Origin of the sequence: Glaciihabitans sp. INWT7, from assembly GCF_014217685.1 — a bacterium.
Taxonomy (GTDB): Bacteria; Actinomycetota; Actinomycetes; order Actinomycetales; family Microbacteriaceae; genus Lacisediminihabitans.
Genome location: NZ_CP043653.1, coordinates 3282423 through 3298721, shown reverse-complemented (window position 1 = coordinate 3298721; position 16299 = coordinate 3282423). Strand labels below are relative to the sequence as shown.

Annotated in this window: 21 protein-coding genes; 12 read left to right on the top strand and 9 right to left on the bottom strand. The window is 65.6% G+C overall.

Annotated features, from left to right (window positions below):
• Positions 1–13 precede the first annotated feature (13 nt).
• Entirely contained in the window at positions 14–370 is a 357-nt protein-coding gene (locus tag F1C58_RS15940) for an SdpI family protein (RefSeq protein ID WP_185202006.1), read from the bottom strand.
• Between the two features lie 121 nt (positions 371–491).
• Between F1C58_RS15940 and F1C58_RS15935 the strand changes: the two genes are divergently transcribed.
• From F1C58_RS15935 to F1C58_RS15890, 10 genes are all read left to right on the top strand, one after another.
• On the top strand, positions 492–1400 hold the full coding sequence (locus tag F1C58_RS15935) for a metal ABC transporter solute-binding protein, Zn/Mn family (protein WP_255461167.1): 909 nt from the start codon (positions 492–494) through the stop codon (positions 1398–1400).
• 10 nt (positions 1401–1410) lie between these two features.
• The gene (locus tag F1C58_RS15930; RefSeq protein WP_185202004.1) at positions 1411–2226 is read left to right on the top strand and encodes a metal ABC transporter ATP-binding protein; all 816 of its coding nucleotides are present in this window, start codon (positions 1411–1413) and stop codon (positions 2224–2226) included.
• Positions 2223–3125, top strand: coding sequence for a metal ABC transporter permease (locus F1C58_RS15925; protein WP_185202003.1), 903 nt, complete (start codon positions 2223–2225; stop codon positions 3123–3125). The genes F1C58_RS15930 and F1C58_RS15925 overlap by 4 nt, the downstream gene beginning before the upstream one ends.
• On the top strand, positions 3122–3526 hold the full coding sequence (locus F1C58_RS15920) for a Fur family transcriptional regulator (protein ID WP_185202002.1): 405 nt from the start codon (positions 3122–3124) through the stop codon (positions 3524–3526). The genes F1C58_RS15925 and F1C58_RS15920 overlap by 4 nt, the downstream gene beginning before the upstream one ends.
• Positions 3527–3628: 102 nt before the next feature.
• Positions 3629–4081 carry a hypothetical protein gene (locus F1C58_RS15915; RefSeq protein ID WP_185202001.1) on the top strand — a complete coding sequence of 151 codons (453 nt, stop codon included), beginning with the start codon at positions 3629–3631 and terminating at the stop codon, positions 4079–4081.
• A 171-nt stretch (positions 4082–4252) separates the two neighbouring features.
• Positions 4253–4489 (top strand): 50S ribosomal protein L28, encoded by a 237-nt coding sequence (rpmB, locus tag F1C58_RS15910; protein ID WP_185202000.1) that lies wholly within the window; start codon positions 4253–4255, stop codon positions 4487–4489.
• Positions 4489–4656, top strand: a complete 168-nt coding sequence (gene rpmG, locus F1C58_RS15905) for a 50S ribosomal protein L33 (RefSeq protein WP_185201999.1) — start codon at positions 4489–4491, stop codon at positions 4654–4656. The genes rpmB and rpmG overlap by 1 nt, the downstream gene beginning before the upstream one ends.
• A 2-nt stretch (positions 4657–4658) precedes the next feature.
• Complete coding sequence (gene rpsN, locus F1C58_RS15900) at positions 4659–4964, top strand: 30S ribosomal protein S14 (protein WP_185201998.1); 306 nt, start codon at positions 4659–4661, stop codon at positions 4962–4964.
• A gap of 117 nt (positions 4965–5081) precedes the next feature.
• Positions 5082–5369, top strand: a complete 288-nt coding sequence (locus tag F1C58_RS15895) for an HU family DNA-binding protein (RefSeq protein WP_185201997.1) — start codon at positions 5082–5084, stop codon at positions 5367–5369.
• Between the two features lie 117 nt (positions 5370–5486).
• Positions 5487–7448, top strand: a complete 1962-nt coding sequence (locus F1C58_RS15890; RefSeq protein WP_219731995.1) for a cytochrome c oxidase assembly protein — start codon at positions 5487–5489, stop codon at positions 7446–7448.
• 230 nt (positions 7449–7678) lie between these two features.
• On the opposite strand, the gene F1C58_RS15885 is transcribed toward F1C58_RS15890, so the two are convergent.
• Complete coding sequence (locus tag F1C58_RS15885; protein ID WP_185201996.1) at positions 7679–8647, bottom strand: hypothetical protein; 969 nt, start codon at positions 8645–8647, stop codon at positions 7679–7681.
• 123 nt (positions 8648–8770) lie between these two features.
• On the opposite strand from F1C58_RS15885, the gene F1C58_RS15880 reads away from it, so the two are divergent.
• On the top strand, positions 8771–10069 hold the full coding sequence (locus tag F1C58_RS15880; RefSeq protein WP_185201995.1) for an ATP-dependent RecD-like DNA helicase: 1299 nt from the start codon (positions 8771–8773) through the stop codon (positions 10067–10069).
• 127 nt (positions 10070–10196) lie between these two features.
• Here F1C58_RS15880 and F1C58_RS15875 read toward each other — a convergent pair whose 3' ends face one another.
• From F1C58_RS15875 to F1C58_RS15860, 4 genes are all read right to left on the bottom strand, one after another.
• Positions 10197–10844: a heme oxygenase (biliverdin-producing) gene (locus F1C58_RS15875; protein WP_185201994.1), complete on the bottom strand. Its 648-nt coding sequence runs from the start codon at positions 10842–10844 to the stop codon at positions 10197–10199.
• Positions 10845–10898: 54 nt separating this feature from the next.
• Positions 10899–11462 carry a hypothetical protein gene (locus F1C58_RS15870; protein WP_185201993.1) on the bottom strand — a complete coding sequence of 188 codons (564 nt, stop codon included), beginning with the start codon at positions 11460–11462 and terminating at the stop codon, positions 10899–10901.
• Between the two features lie 36 nt (positions 11463–11498).
• On the bottom strand, positions 11499–11909 hold the full coding sequence (locus F1C58_RS15865) for a DUF4383 domain-containing protein (RefSeq protein ID WP_185201992.1): 411 nt from the start codon (positions 11907–11909) through the stop codon (positions 11499–11501).
• 116 nt (positions 11910–12025) lie between these two features.
• Positions 12026–12343, bottom strand: a complete 318-nt coding sequence (locus tag F1C58_RS15860; protein WP_255461166.1) for a DUF2470 domain-containing protein — start codon at positions 12341–12343, stop codon at positions 12026–12028.
• A gap of 44 nt (positions 12344–12387) precedes the next feature.
• Here F1C58_RS15860 and F1C58_RS15855 point away from each other — a divergent pair, with 44 nt between their 5' ends.
• On the top strand, positions 12388–12927 hold the full coding sequence (locus tag F1C58_RS15855; protein WP_185201991.1) for a DinB family protein: 540 nt from the start codon (positions 12388–12390) through the stop codon (positions 12925–12927).
• 46 nt (positions 12928–12973) lie between these two features.
• Here F1C58_RS15855 and F1C58_RS15850 read toward each other — a convergent pair whose 3' ends face one another.
• The 3 genes from F1C58_RS15850 to ngcE are packed head-to-tail and all read right to left on the bottom strand — an operon-like array spanning position 12974 to position 16283.
• Positions 12974–13855: a carbohydrate ABC transporter permease gene (locus F1C58_RS15850; RefSeq protein WP_185201990.1), complete on the bottom strand. Its 882-nt coding sequence runs from the start codon at positions 13853–13855 to the stop codon at positions 12974–12976.
• Complete coding sequence (locus F1C58_RS15845; protein WP_185201989.1) at positions 13852–14850, bottom strand: carbohydrate ABC transporter permease; 999 nt, start codon at positions 14848–14850, stop codon at positions 13852–13854. Before F1C58_RS15845 ends, F1C58_RS15850 begins: the two co-directional genes overlap by 4 nt.
• On the bottom strand, positions 14847–16283 hold the full coding sequence (gene ngcE, locus F1C58_RS15840; RefSeq protein WP_185201988.1) for an N-acetylglucosamine/diacetylchitobiose ABC transporter substrate-binding protein: 1437 nt from the start codon (positions 16281–16283) through the stop codon (positions 14847–14849). Before ngcE ends, F1C58_RS15845 begins: the two co-directional genes overlap by 4 nt.
• Positions 16284–16299 lie beyond the last annotated feature (16 nt).

The window sequence follows — 16299 nt, the reverse complement described above, 5'->3', positions numbered from 1 at the left end:
CGAGCGACGGGACCTACTCGGCAGCCTGTTCGGCGACCAGCTCGGTCAGTGCCGCCCGGTTCGCGACGAACCCCGCGATCACGGTGGATCCGAGCAGGATGACGGTGCCGCCGATGGAGAGCAGTTGCGCGGTATCGGAGGAGGGCACGACGAGCGCGGCGAGTGCGACGACCACCGTCGCGCCGGCTCCGATCAGCTCTGCGGGCAGCGCCGCCCGGTGACCCGCGCGCCAGGTCGAGTCGTTGATCATCACAGTGCGGAGGCGGATCCCCGCCAGTGAATTGACGGGGATCGTCCCGCGCGCACAAGCGATCGTGATCGCCACGACGATCAGTGCGACGGCGGCGATGATGATGGGAGCAATGAACATTCGTCGATTCTATGGACTGCAGAATCTCGGGTCAAAGCCGTTCGCCGGCACGACCTTGGCCGGGTGTACTATTGATAACGAATCTCATTACCGTTATCTCTCTCCTTTAGAAATCACCACCGTGCGCGCAAAAATCGTCCCAGTCCTCTCCGTCGGCATCTTGCTCAGTCTCGCGCTGGCCGGATGCTCGGGTGCATCGTCGCCGCCGAAAGACGACGGCCTCATCCATGTCGTCGCATCGACCGATGTCTACGGTGACATCGCGAAACAGATCGGCGGCGATCTCGTGTCGGTGACGTCGATCATCTCCAATCCCTCCCAAGACCCACACTCTTACGAGGCCGACGCACAGGTGCAGCTCTCCCTCTCGAAGGCCGATGTGGTGATCCAGAACGGCGGCGGATATGACGACTTCGTCGACACCCTGCTGAAGGGGGCGAACAACCCCGGCGTGGCGCTGGTCGACGCCGCCGCTGTCTCCGGTCACGACCAGACGCCGACGACCGGGGAATTCAACGAGCACCTCTGGTATGACTTCCCCACCGTGACGAAGGTGGCCACGAAGCTCGAGTCGACCTTCTCGAGGCTCGATCCGAAGAATGCCGCCACATTCGCCGCGAACGGTGCGTCCTTCTCCAGCGCGGTGAGCACGCTGGAGTCGAGCGAGGCTGCCATCAGAGCCTCTGCTTCGGGAGAAGGCGCGGCGATCACGGAGCCCGTGCCGCTCTATATGCTCGATGCCATGGGCCTGGTGAACAAGACGCCGGAGAAGTTCAGTGCCGCGATCGAGGGTGGAACGGATGTCTCACCGCTCGTGCTCAGGGAGACTCTCGCGCTCTTCGGCGACCATGCCGTGAAGCTTCTCGCCTACAACGCCCAGACCGGTGGGCCGCAGACCGCACAGGTCGTGGCCGCGGCGAAGAAGGCGGGAGTGGCCGTCGTGCCCGTGCGCGAGACTCTCCCCGCGGGCAAGGACTATCTCGAGTGGATGACCGATACCGTCGCGGCGATCTCCGCCGCCCTCAAGTGAGGCGCCCCGTATGACGACTCCCGTTCTCAGCCTCCGCCAGGCCACACTTTCCTTCGGATCACGCACCCTCTGGAACAACCTCAATCTCGAGGTGCAGCCGGGAGAGTTCCTCGCGGTGCTCGGCCCCAACGGCACCGGAAAGACGAGCCTGCTGAAGACGATCCTCGGTCAGCAGCAGCTCAGCTCCGGCACCATCGAATTCCTCGGAGAGCCGGTTGGCGAGGGCAGCCGGCGCATCGGGTACATCCCGCAGCAGAAGCTGCTGGATGAGGGGACGCCCCTCCGAGCGCGCGATCTGGTGACATTCGGAGTGAATGGCAATCGCTGGGGACTGCCCCTCAACTCTCGGGCCGTGCGGCGGCAGGTGGACGGCATCCTCGAATCGGTGGGCGCGACGGACTACGCGAACGTGCCGGTCGCGACGCTCTCCGGCGGCGAACAGCAGCGCATCCGGGTGGGCCAGTCGATCGCGGGCAACCCGAGCCTCCTGCTCTGCGACGAGCCGCTCATCTCCCTCGACCTGCACAACCAACGCCAGGTGAGCGAGCTCATCGACGAGCAGCGGAAGGCGATCAACACCGCGGTGGTGTTCGTGACGCATGATGTGAACCCGATCCTCGAAATGGTCGACCGGGTGCTCTATCTCGCCGGCGGCCGGTTCCGGGTGGGGACCCCCGACGAGGTGCTGCGCAGCGAGGTGCTGTCGTATATGTACGACACCCCGGTCGAAGTCATCCGCAGTCGCGGTCGTATCGTCGTGCTCGGTGCACCGGAGGGCTACGGGGTTCACGATCACCTGGAGCATCACATCGGGGCGGCGACATGAACCCCGACCTCTGGCACCAGATCTTCGGCTTCGACAACTACGGCGAACTGCTGGTCCTGGTGAGGAACTCGATCATCGCCGGCGCGCTCCTCGGTGTCGTCGGTGGTCTCATCGGGCCATTCGTGATGATGCGCGACCTCGCCTTCGCGGTGCACGGAATCAGCGAGCTGAGCTTCGCCGGCGCATCCGCGGCCCTGCTTTTCGGGGTGAATGTGGTGGCGGGATCGATCGGCGGCTCGCTGCTTGCCGCACTGCTCATCGGCGTGCTCGGCGCCAAGGCCCGCGAACGCAATTCGATCATCGCGGTGCTGATGCCATTCGGTCTCGGCCTCGGCATCCTGTTCCTCGCCCTCTATCCGGGGCGCAGCGCCAACAAGTTCGGACTGCTCACCGGTCAGATCGTCTCGGTGGATAACCCGCAATTGCTCATGCTCGTGATCATCTCCGTCGTCGTGATCGCCGCGCTCTTCGTGATCTGGCGTCCGCTCAGCTTCGCGAGCGTGGATGCGGATGTCGCGCGCGCGAAGGGATTGCCGGTCACCGGGCTCTCGATCGCGTTCATGATCCTGCTCGGTCTCGCGACCGCGGTGTCGATTCAGATCGTCGGTGCGCTCCTCGTGCTTTCCCTGCTCGTGACACCGGCGGCTGCAGCAATGCGGGTGACCTCATCCCCCCTCCTCACTCCCCTGCTCAGCGTCGCGTTCGCCGTCACCTCGGTCGTCGGAGGCATCCTGCTCGCGCTCGGAGGCGGCCTGCCGATCAGTCCCTATGTCACGACCATCTCCTTCCTCATCTACATCGTCTGCCGCGTGATCGGGGCACGCCGCAGCCGCCGTGGAGGCAATGGACGAGTCGACGCCCCGGCAACGCTCGGTGCGACACCGGCGGTGACGCGATGACGGCGCCGGCCCGCAAGCGGAACACCTGGCAGCGGGAGGCCGTGCGCTCCGCCCTCGGGGCGGACGACGGATTCGTCAGCGCCCAGGGCCTGCACTCCACGTTGCGCGAATCGGGATCGCCGATCGGTCTCGCCACGGTCTACCGGGCGCTCGCCGACCTCGCGACGGAGGGTGAGGCCGACTCCCTGCAATCCCCCGAGGGTGAAAGCCTCTATCGGGCGTGCACGCCGGGCCAGCACCACCATCACCTCATCTGCCGCAACTGCGGCCTCACTGTGGAGATCGAGGCGGATGCCGTCGAGCGCTGGGCTCAGTCGGTCGCCTCCGAGCATGGCTTCACACAGCCCCATCACGTCGTCGATGTCTTCGGCCTCTGCGCCACGTGCTCACCGGCACGCTGAGCGGGGCGTCGCAGCGTGGTTCGTCGCAGCGTGGTTCGTCGCAGCGGCGGGCCCCGGGCTAGGCTCGACGGGCACGTCACCAAAACTTCTTGGGGGAACCTCATGTCCACGCTGTCTCGCACCGCACTCACCACCGTCTTGGTCGGCGCGGCGCTCGCCGTCGCGCTCACCGGCTGCACCTCAGGCTCGCCCGCGCCGGCCGCGTCTTCGACCGCGGCATCCACGCAGTCGAAGGCGGCAGCCTGCAAGTCGCTCGAGACCTCGGTGAGCGCATCGACCACCGAGCTGGCGTCGAGTTTCGGCGACATCGCCACCAACCCCGACAAGGCGATCACCGGGCTCCAGTCCGTGGCCGACGCCTTCGACAGCGGGCTGAAGAAGGTCTCCAACGCCGAGGTGAAGAAGGCCGGAACCGCGGCGGACGACTCGATCAAGGAGATGATCGTGCAGGTGAAGGCCGTGATCGGCAAGAACTCTGCCGACACCACCAAGCTCAAGGCCGCTGTTACGGACGTGCAGGCCCAGTTCACCGCGATCGGCAAGATCTGCTCCTGAGCAGGTCTCGCCTTGCGTTGAGGCGGCGGCGTCCGTAGTATTAGACGCTGCTGAGCGCATTCTGCGCTGCGGCCTGTACACAAACCCCCCGCGATCGTTTGGTGGGCTGTGTGTGCCGACAAGAAATCTTGGGTAGGGACACCTCGTCTCTACGGTAATCGGAGGAAAACCATGGCCGCAGTGTGCCAGGTGACTGGAGCCGTTCCCGGCTTCGGACACAACATTTCGCACTCGCACCGTCGGACGAAGCGTCGCTTCGACCCGAACGTGCAGAAGAAGACGTACTACGTTCCGTCGCTCAAGCGCAGCGTCACGCTGACGCTCAGCGCCAAGGGCATCAAGGTCATTGACGCTCGTGGCATCGAATCAGTGGTCAAGGACATCCTGGGCCGTGGGGTGAAGATTTAATGGCAAAGCAGCAGGACGTCCGTCCGATCATCAAGCTCCGTTCCACCGCCGGCACCGGTTACACCTACGTGACCAAGAAGAACCGCCGCAACGACCCCGACCGCCTCGTGCTGAAGAAGTACGACCCGGTAGTCCGCAAGCACGTCGAATTCCGCGAGGAGCGCTAACCATGGCGAAGAAGAGCAAGATCGCTGCCAACGAGCAGCGCAAGATCGTGGTCGCGCGCTATGCGACCAAGCGACTCGAGCTGAAGAAGGCTCTCGTCGACCCCGCATCCTCCGATGCAGAGCGCGAAGCCGCTCGGCTCGGACTGCAGAAGCTTCCGCGCGACGCCTCCCCGGTGCGCGTGCGCGGTCGTGACGCCATCGATGGTCGTCCGCGTGGTTTCCTCAGCCAGTTCGGGGTCTCCCGTGTGCGTTTCCGCGATATGGCTCACCGGGGCGAATTGCCCGGTATTACCAAGTCAAGCTGGTAAATTACAGGCGGCTGCGGGGTCACACGCCCCAATGCCTCAGTTCCATCCAAGCAAAAGAACTGTTCTCGCGAGCAGCAATCTATGTTCTGAGAAGCACAACGTCCGAGGAGGACTTCAATGGCTGACAAGTCACTAAACCGTACCGAGCTCGTCGCGGCAGTTGCCGCTGAGTCTGGCCAGAGCCAGGCTGCAGTGAACGGCGTCCTCGACGCCCTGTTCTCCACTCTCGCCACTTCGGTCGGCGAAGGCACCAAGGTCACAATCCCGGGCTGGCTCGCGGTCGAGCGCACCCACCGTGCCGCTCGTGCCGGTCGCAACCCGTCCACGGGTGAGGCCATCCAGATCAAGGCGGGCTACGGCGTGAAGGTCAGCGCCGGAAGCAAGCTCAAGGCCGCTGCAAAGTAGTCTTCGCTTCTCCTCCCGAAGGGGATGCCGACCTGAGGGTCGGCATCCCCTTCGGTCGTTAAGAACGGGCCCCGCCGGCGGGGCGGAGGCCCAGTTTGCTCGCCTAGGCTGGATGCCGTGCCACGGATCGTGAGAATCGCCGGTCCAGCGCTGCTCCTGGTCGTTGCCTTCGCATCCCTGTTCGCCGCGCTGGCCTTCGGTCATGCCGCCGACGCACCCCGGCTGATCGATCCCGGAGCGCTCGTGCGCTACGGCCTGCCGATTGCCACCATGCTGTTCAACCTGGGTGTCGCCGTCACGCTCGGATCGCTCGTGCTGCTGTGTTTCGCCATGAGCGCTGACCGGCCGGAGTTCGCCCGCACGCTCGATATCGCCGCCGGTGCCGCGGGGTTCTGGGCCATCGCGTCGGCCGTGACCGGATTCCTCACCTTCATGAGCTTCTACACCAAACCGATCAGCCTTGACGCGAACTTCGGCGGGGTGCTCGGCGACTTCCTCACCAACAAGGAGATCGGCCAGGCCTGGCTAGCAAGCACCCTCGTCGCCGCCGTGGTCACCGTGCTGTGTTTCGCCGTGCGCAACCGCACGATGCTCGTCTTCGTCACCGCCTTCGCTGCCGTCGGCCTGGTTCCACAGGCCTTGCAGGGGCACTCGGCGGATGCAGCCGGTCACGACGCGGCAGTCACGTCCCTCGGTCTGCACGTGGTCTTCGCGGCGATCTGGCTCGGCGGGCTCGTGACCATCGTGTTCATCCGTAAGACCCTCGAGGGCGGACGCATCGGGCCGATCATCTCCCGCTATTCGACGCTCGCCATCATCTGCTTCGTCGTGGTCGCCGCCTCCGGCTACGTGAACGCGGCCCTGCGTGTCGGCACGATCACCCAACTGCTCACGCCCTACGGCATCCTCGTGCTCGTCAAGATCTTTGCGCTTCTCGCCCTCGGCCTCTTCGGACTCGGGCAGCGGCGGTTCCTGGTGGCGAAGATGCAGTCCTCGGCCAACAGCGGCAACCGCTTCTTCTGGTGGCTCATCGCCGCGGAACTCGGATTCATGGGACTGGCCTCCGGTGTCGCGGCCGCTCTGGCGAAGACGGCGACTCCGGTGTCGCAGGATGCCACCCTCACGAGCCCGGCCTGGATCCTGACCCAGGCTCCCCTGCCGCCAGAGCTCACCTTCTCGCGCTACTTCACCACCTGGAACTTCGACAACCTCTGGGTGCTTCTCATCGCCTTCCTCGCGTTCTTCTACATCGCCGGCGTCGTGAGGCTGCACCGCCGCGGGGACAAGTGGCCGGTGCATCGGCTCGTGGTCTGGCTCGCCGGCCTCGGCCTGCTGTTCTGGGTGACCAACGGGGGAATCAACGCCTACGAGAAGTATCTGTTCAGCGTGCACATGCTCGGGCACATGCTGCTCGGCATGATGATCCCGGTGCTGCTCGTGCCCGCCGCTCCCATCACGCTCGCCCTCCGCGCGATCGCTAAGCGCTCGGACGGCAGCCGCGGTGCGCGGGAGTGGATCATGCTGTTCGTGCATTCACGGGCATCCGCGGTGCTGTCAAACCCGATAGTGGCGGCGGCGCTGTTCGTGGTCTCGCTCTGGGTGTTCTACTACACGCCGCTGTTCAGTTGGGCGACGACGGACCACATCGGACACACCTGGATGATCGTGCACTTCCTGATCACCGGGTATCTCTTCGTGCAGGCCCTGATCGGCGTCGATCCACTCCCCTACCGGGCGCCGTACCCGATGCGTCTGCTCGTGCTGCTCGGCACGATGGCCTTCCATGCGTTCTTCGGGCTCTCACTCATCACGGGCACGGGCCTGCTGCTGGCCAACTGGTACGGGGCGATGGGCCGGGCCTGGGGTGTGAGCGCGATCGCGGATCAGCAGACCGGCGGTGGCATCGCATGGAGCGTGGGGGAGATCCCCACGATCATCCTCGCTATCACGGTGGCGATCATGTGGTCGAAGAGCGACGCGAAGGACGCGAGACGGCTCGACCGCAAGGCCGAGCGTGACGGCGACGCCGAACTGCTGGAGTACAACCGGATGCTCGCCGATCGGGCGGGCCGCCGTTAGGTGCCCGGCCCGCGGTTGAGCGGCGTTCCCGTGCCCGGAAATCCCGGCGGTTGTGGGGGGTTGCGCGCGTGCGGCGGGGGTTGCGCGCGCTCGTGGATGAACCGGAGCCTCGCGGCGGGAGACGTATCTCCCGCCGCGAGGGCATGTTCCCGCCGCGATTCGATTGCGGATGCTTCGGCACGGGTGCTCGCCGATCGGGCCGGCTGGCGCCAGGCGCGCGGTCCGCGGACTCAGTACTGAGCGGTGATCACTGGGCTGCCGTCGCCGGCGAAGGTGATGACGTAGCGCACGGTGAACGGCACGTCGTCGTCGAAGGTCGAGAGGCTGCCGTCGAAGATCGACCGCACCTTCACCCTGAGGTGGGCGAGCCCCCCGGTCTCGGGTATCTGCCAACTCCCCGGGCTGGCCCCTGGCACGATCGTGACGATCGGGTAGCTCACGATCGACCAGGTGGGAGCATCCTGCAGCCGGTCGGTTATCTGAGTACCCATCGGGCACCCGGTGGGCAGCAGCACCTTCTGCGTCGTGCAGGCGGCGAGGAACTTGTCGAGTTGCTTCTGCACCTCGCGCACGAAGACCGTATTAGCCTGGATGTCGACGCTCGCGTCTGTGACGCTCGCCGGCTGATCCACGAGGGGTGACACCCGAACCGACCCGAGGTAGGTCGAGGTGTGGGTCAGGACCACCCGGCTCGGGGTGAGCACGCGGTAGGCGTGAGCGACGTCGGCCGCGACCGGGGGCAGGGCGACACCGTTGGCCAGCACACCGCTGCCGTGCTTCACGGTGACGCTGAGCAGGCTCTGTGGCGATTGGACGAAGCGCCACGCCGAGAAGACTCCGAGGCGTCCGCCGCTGTGCTCCACGACGAAGGATGAGGTGCCCTCGGCGCCCCCGATTGTGTAACCGTATAAGACGGTATGGCGCCCGCCACCGTCATCCGTGTCCTTCACCAGGCGAATGTCGGTGAGGGAGGAGAGCGCGGCCGGGGCGAGGAGCTCGTCGGTTCCTGTCGGGCTGACGGTCACTCCCGGCATTCGGCGCGCGCCGTCGACATCGTGCCGGGCGACGGCGGAGAGGTAGGAGGAGACGAACCCCGAGGCGCTGTAGAGCGTGAGGTTGAGGGTCGTGACCGTGCCAAAGAATGCAAGGAGGAGCACCCCCGCCAGCATGAGCCAGCGGGCGAGGATACGGGGCGGCATCTCCACATCCTAAGTGGCGGTCCCGTGCCCGGCTTCTCAACACAAGGCCCCCTCCCGCCGACCGACACGGGCCCGCGGCGGTAGATTGGAGTGCTGTTACGGATGCCGGGAGGGAGAAGTATCGTGGCCGAATTCGCGCTCTCCGCCGAGCAGGCCGCCGTCTTCGAGCTCATCGAAAACACCCGCGAGAACATCTTCGTCACGGGTCGCGCGGGCACAGGGAAGTCCACGCTACTGAACCATCTGTCGTGGAACACCGCGAAGCAGGTGGTGATCGCGGCGCCCACCGGAGTGGCAGCGCTCAACGTGGGCGGGCAGACCATCCACTCGCTCTTCCGCCTGCCGATCGGGGTCATCGCCGACCACGCGATCGACCAGGTGCCCGAGTTGCGCAAGTTGCTCAACACCATCGACACGCTGGTCATCGACGAAGTCTCCATGGTCAACGCCGACCTGGTCGATGCCATCGATCGCAGCCTGCGACAGGCGCGCCAGAAGCCGTTCACCGCATTCGGGGGTGTGCAGGTGGTGCTGTTCGGTGATCCGTACCAGCTCGCCCCGGTGCCGGGGGATGCCGACGAGCGCGCCTACTTCACCGACCAGTACCGCTCGATGTGGTTCTTCGACGCGAAGGTGTGGCAGGAGACCGAGCTGCGCATCTTCGAGCTGACGACCATCCATCGCCAGCACGAGGCCGAGTTCAAGTTCATGCTCAACGCGGTGCGCCACGGCATGGTCACCGCGGAGATCGCGGGGCGCCTCAATGACACCGGCGCCCGCCCAGCGCCGACGGATGGCACGATCACCCTCGCCACCCGCAACGACACCGTCAACCGCATCAACGCTGCAGCCCTCGCCCGGCTCCCCGGGGCCGTCAAGACGGCGAAGGCCGATGTCTCTGGAGAGTTCGGCGGACGGTCGTTCCCCGCCGACGAGTCCCTTCAGCTCAAGGTGGGCGCTCGGGTGATGTTTCTGCGCAACGATTCCGCCGGTGAGGGCGGCCAGCGCTGGGTGAACGGCACGGTGGGCACCGTCACCAAGATCTCGTCGACCGTGTTCGTGGAGGTCGACGGCGAGGTGCACGAGGTGCAGCCCGCGATCTGGGAGAAGTTCAAATACACGTATTCCGCGTCGACGAAGACGCTGAAGAAAGACATCGTCGCCGAGTTCACCCAGTTTCCGCTGCGACTGGCATGGGCGGTCACCATCCACAAGTCGCAGGGCAAGACCTACGATCGCGCGATCGTGGATCTCGGATCCGGCACCTTCAGCGCCGGCCAGACCTATGTGGCGCTCAGCCGCCTCACCGAGCTCGAGGGGCTCTACCTCTCGCGGCCGCTGCGACCGAGCGACATCCGCGTCGACCCCGATGTGCAGCGTTTCATGAGTGGCGCCTCGGCGCTGCCGGGTATCGAAGCGTAGCGCGCAGGGGCGGCCCGGACGGGCCCGCAAAGCGGGCGATCGCGCACTTTCGTGGCCCGCGCGCCGGGCCGCAACGTGCGCAGATGTCCGGGTACGCCGGAGTGTCCCCGGAGAGCAGCGGGGGAGGCTAGGCGGCTGCCTTCGCGCGCGACAGGTCCTCGAAGAGCTCGGTGTTGAAGCGGTAGGCGATGAGCACCTCGTCGATCACCCGTTCGCGTTCTTCTGCGCTCCAGTCCACCGCATCCAGTTGCTCGCGGTAGGTCTCCTTGAATTGCTTCGGCCGGGCGATCTGGTCGAAGAGGTAGAACCCGACCCCGTTCGTCTCGAACCCGAATTGGCGCTGCATGAGACTGCGGATGACCTGCCCACCCGAGAGGTCGCCGAGGTACCGCGTGTAGTGGTGGGCCACGAACCCACCGGGCCAGCTGGCCGCGACGGTGTTGAGCCGATCGACGTAGCGCCGTGTGGTCGGCAGGGGGGCGATGCGCTGCTGCCAGTCTTCGCCCAGCAGGAAGGCGAGGTCGAGGCGGATGGCGGGAAGTCGGGTGAGCTGCGGGCTGATGAACGGCGCGGCCACGGGATCCGTCGCCATCCGCTGTGCTGCTGCCTCGAGGGCCTCGTAGATGAAGAAGTGCTGGGCCACCAGGGCGATGTAATCCTCGCGGGTGCCCTTGCCGGTCATGAGGTCGGACATAAAGCCAGCCCCCTCACTGTCACCGTGACCGGACCAGGTGCGCTCGCGGAGCGCCTGCGAAAAGGGGATGACACGGGTCACGGCGACTCCTGAGCTCAGGTTAGGTGACCCTAAGTTTAGCGGGATGACCGCGTGTCAGTGGCCCATTCCCGGCATGTTCATATCCATCATCCCGCCCATGGTCCCGCCGTGTTGCATCGCCACAGTCCCGGCCTGGGTCGCGGCGAGAACCGGGGTGGTGAGACCACCGACCAGAATTCCGGCGAGCATCACGGCGGCGAGGTATCTCACCGCACCGGGGGCCTTCGGCTCCCGCGCTGCCGCAGTCGCAGTCGCAGTCGCAGTCGACCGTCGGCGCAGTATCACGCTGAGTATTGCGGCGATGAAGAGTTCGAAGAGAGCGGCGATGCCCATCGGGACGAATCGCAGCGATGCCGCGATCTGGGGAGCGGCGAGAAGGGTGGCCGTCACGGTGAGGAGGCTCCAGAGCAGCACCGGTGCGAGGGCTCCGGCCTGCGCGAGCCGAGGCACGAGCAATCGGTCCTTCACGAGGATGAGCACGCCCCAGGTGAGCTCGGCAAGGCCGAACATCGCCAGGGGGATGCCGACGGCGAGGGGAGAGCTGATCACGAGTGCCAGATGGATCACTCCGGCACCGATGGCGGCGAAGGACAGCCACGAACGGGTGATGACAGACATGAGAACTCTCCCCTGCGATCGATCGAGCGGATGCGACTACGCGGCGGCGTGGGCGCGAACTGCCTTGTCCGCGCCGAGCCCGACGCCGAGCAGGATCACGGCGCTACCGAAGTGCAGCACGTTGTCCGCGGTGTTGATGGCGAGGATGTTCGCGGCCGAGTTGAGGATGAACAGGCCGACGATACCGAGCAGCAGGTACGCGGCTCCGATGGTGGTGTTGACGGCCTTGGACGCGCGAAGGCTCGACAGTCCGGCAATGAGCAGCGCGGCGCCGATCAGGAGGTGGGCGACGTTGTGGAACACGTTGACCTCGAAGATGCCGAGCAGAAGGCCGCCCTTGACGTCGAAGAAGCCGACACCCGAGGTTGCCGTGAAGCCGAGCAGGCCGACGAGAAGGTAGACCGCGCCGAAGACGGTCGCGAGCAGGCGGTTGGGTGACTTGGACATGATGTTTCTCCTCTACAGCTCGACGGGTGTCTCGCTTGACTAGGTATTCGTGGCCGCGCGTCCGGGGGTTTGGTAGGGGATGTCCACCGGGCGCTCAGCGAGTGCCCAGCGTAGCCTCAGTGCTCTCGAGGGGTGGTGCCGAGGCGAGCGTGCGCCTGGTCGTAGAGCGACACGATCTCGCGTCGGATCTCGGCGCGCTCCGTGATGGCCGCCGCCCACGGCATCCGCAAATCCCTTTCGTGACGGCCGCCGGTCCGCTCGACGACATAGCTCCAGTAGCCGGCCTCACCGTCGAGCGAGGTCATCGTGCACGCCGCAGCGGCCGGGTCGGCGAAGGCCCGCGCGATGAGCAGGTTGTCGTCGGCATGGTCGGAATTCATGTGGGAGAGCACGGCAGCGACCACGGCAGGCGGGAAAACGGGGGAATCTGGCACGACATCTACGGTATCCGTTCGCCCTCATGGGCCACCATGGGGTCATGCCGATCATGCCTGACACCAAGAACTGGACCTGGGTGCTCGATCGACCGTGCCCGGAGTGCGGTTTCGACGCCACCACCGTCGCGGCGCGGGATGTCGCGGCGCTCGTGCGCGCAAACGCGGCAGCCTGGCCGCCGGTCCTGCAGAGAGCGGATGTCGCGCAGCGACCCGACGGCAGCACCTGGTCAGCCCTCGAATATGCCGCCCACGTGCGGGACGTGTACCGCATCTTCCTCGTGCGCCTCGGACTCATGCTCGACGAGTACGACCCGGTCTTCCCCAACTGGGATCAGGACGAGACGGCGACGGCGGAGCACTACAACGAGCAGGACCCGGCAGCGGTCGCAGACGAGCTCGTTGGGGCGGGTGCGGCGCTCGCCGCAGCCTTCGACGCGGTGCCGGACGACTCGTGGGGCCGCCCCGGCCGCCGCAACGATGGCGCGCAGTTCACGGTGGCGAGCTTCGCGGTCTACCTCGCCCATGACCCGACGCATCACCTGTGGGACGTGCGCGCACCCGCGAGTGACACGCGCGCCTGACGTTTCGGGCGCGCGCGTCACTCGACAGCGCGGGAGGGTGCAGGTGCTATTTGTTCGTGCCCTGCGACACGGAGCCCTGCAGCTGGCGCTGGAAGATCAGGTAGACGATGAACACCGGGATGATCGTGATGACGACCCCGGCGAACAGCGCCCCGAAGTCCACGGAGTATCCGGCCTGTGATGCGAAGGTCGCCATGCCCTGGGTGAGCACGTAGTTCTTCGGATCGGAATTGAGTGCGACCGGCAGCAGGAACTGGTTCCACAGTCCGACGAAGTTGAGGATCGCGACGGTGGCGAGGCCGGGCCGGGCCATCGGGAGCATCACCTGGAAGAACGTGCGCCACTCGCCCGCGCCATCCAGGGCCGCCGCCTCGGCTATCGAGTTCGACAGCGACTTGAAGAACGAGAACAGGAAGAACACCGTGAAGGGCAACGCGAAGGCCGCATAGGTGAGGATGAGCCCGGGCAGCGTGTTGAGCAGTCCGATGCTCCGCAGCACGAAGAAGAGCGGCACAATCGCGAGGAAGATCGGGAAGGTGAGGCCGGCCAGCATCAGGTAGTAGATGGCCCGACTGCCCGGAAACTGGAAGCGCGCGAGCACGTAGGCGCACATGGACCCGAACAGCATCGTCACGATCAGCGCACCGAACACCACGAAGATCGTGTTGAGCAAGAAGCTGCCGATGCCGGCCGTGGTCCAGGCGTTGACATAGTTGTCGAAGCTGAAACGCGTCGGCAGACTGAACGGCGACGCGAAGATCTCCTTGCTGGTCTTGAACGACGACATGACCGTCCAGAGCAGCGGCACGACGACGACGATCGACCAGAGGGTCAGCACGGTATGCGAGACACCGCCGACCACCCGGTCGCCCGTGCTTGTCGACCGGCGGCGGGATGCGGCCGTGCCGGCCAGTTTCACGGTGCTCATTCTGCTACCTCGTTCGATCCGCCGGTGAGCCGGTTCACCAGGAAGACGATCGTCGCGAAGACCAGGGTGATCACGGCGAGCACGACGCCCATCGCACAGGCGACTCCGAACTGCCCTTTGGTGAAGGCCGTCGTGAACAGCTGCTGAGACATCACGAGCGTGGTGTTGTTGGGGCCGCCACCGGGGTTGAGCGCCGACATGTAGACGAAGGCATCCAGCGCGAGGATGCCCATGTAGATGTAGGCGGTCTGGATGTTGTCGCGCAACAGCGGGATCGTGATGGTGACCGCCGTGCGGAGCCGCCCGGCTCCGTCGATGCGCGCAGCTTCGAAGACCTCGGCCGGGATGCCCTTGATCGCCGCGATGAACAACACCATGTAGAAGCCGACGAGGCTCCACACGATCACGAAGATCGTGGCGACCATCGCGGTGCGGGGATCCCCGAGCCAGGCGAAGGACTGGAACTGGGTGAGCCCGACGCCGGTCAGGACACCGTTCAGCAGACCGCCGGGAGTGTAGACCTGGCTCCAGATGATGCCGATCACGATAGCGGGGATCACGTAGGGGAAGAAGGAGACCACCCGGTAGAGGCTCGAGTTGCGCAGCCCGCGGATCGGTCCCTGGCTCGGCCCGCCGATGGTGACGAGGGTCGCGAAGACGAGGCTGATCACGAGAGTGACGACAGGCAGCACGAACAGCAGCGTGACGCTGTTGCGCATGGCCGTGAGGAAGATGTTGTCGCTGAGGATCTTGCCGTAATTGACGAAGCCGACGAAGTTCATGCCCGGGGTGAATCCCGACCAGTCGGTGAGCGAGTAGTAGAACGCCTGGATGAATGGCCACACGACGAAGAGCACGTACCCGACCACCGGCAACACGAGGAAGACCAGCATGAAGCTGATCTTGTCGAAGGTCAGGTCACGGCGGCCGAACCGCCGGGCGGTGGACCCACGTCCACCGCCCGGCGCTGTCGTCGGAGGGACGACAGCTGTCATTTGACCGTGACCTTCTTCACTGAACTGTCGTTGCGCACCTTGTCGGTGATCTGCTGAAGGGAGGTGGTGAGCTGGGCGACAGAGGAACCGCCCTGCAGGAAGGTGTTCCACACCACGAGCTGGTCGGTGTTGAGTCCGTAGAGGTCGACGAAGTTCCAGGAGAAGACGTCGCTGCCGGCGCCCTCGAGAAGCTTCACCTGCGAAACCAGTGCGGTCGAGCCGAAGCCGTCGGCGGGGATGGTGCCCTTGACGATGGTGGACGAGAAGGTCGTCTTGGCGAAGTTGACCGCCGCCTCGTTCGACAGCATCGCGCGCAGGAACTCCTTGCCGCCGGCCGCGTTCTTGGCCTGGGACGGCACGATGTACCCCTCACCCGCGGTGGAGTGAAGAGCCTTCTGCGGGAACTTCGGCGAGGTGGTCACCGTGAGCTCGGGAGCTCCGGTCATCTTGAAGCCCTCCTTGGTCTGCGTCTTCATCTCGTTTTCGATCCAGCCGCCCGAGGGGTAGAGGAGGAACTTCTCCTCATTGCTCCACTGGGCCTGGGCCGCAGTGAACTGCGTTCCAGCGCCACCGGGCTGCATGTAGCCGGCGTCGATGATCTTCTTGAGCCCGGTGAACACATCCTGGATGGGCTGGAGCGACCAGCATCCGTCCTTCAGGTTCTCGAGGGCGAGGCGCACGTCGTCGCCGCCCTCCTTGATCGCGGAGGCGATGGCCATCGTCTGGTAGTAGGTGGCCGCTTCCTTGCCCCAGCCGAATAGGTACTTGCCCTGTGCCTTCGCCTGCGCCCCGAGGGCGAGAGCTTCCTCGTAGGTGGTGGGAACCGTCCACCCGTTGGTCTCGAAGAGCGATGCCGAGTACCACATGGCATAGACCGTGAGCACGTAGTTGAGCTGCACGAACTTGCCGTCGAAGGTACCGGGCTCGATCACACCGGCGTACAGCGTGTCCTTGATCACCTTGCCCTCGAGGTTCTTGGCCTCGATCACAGAGGTGAGGTCCTCGAGCTGGCCGCGGATGGTGTTGATACCGATGAGGTTGGCGCCGCTGTTGTCGATCACGTCCGGCGGGTTGCCGCCGACGAACCGTGGCTGGAGGGACTGAGCGATGTTGGTGGCGGCGGTGACTTTCACCGTGGATCCGGCCTGTGCCTTCTCCACTACCTTGCCGGCGAATTCGGCGTAGGCGATTCCGTAACCGCCCTTGAAGATGACAGCGTCGACGGTGGACTTGTCTGCCATGCCGAAGGGGTTCTTGGCCGACACGGTGCCGCCCGGTGCCGCGGTGGTGCCCCCGCCGCCCACGCAGGATGCGAGCATCCCGGTGGCGGGAATGAAGACGCCGACAGCGAGGGCGCCGCGCAGGAACTGGCGGCGCTGGAAGGGCTCGGCTGCCTTAGTCACTGCTGCGTTCGTCAAAGAGGTGTTGCTCATGGTGTACTGCCTTTCA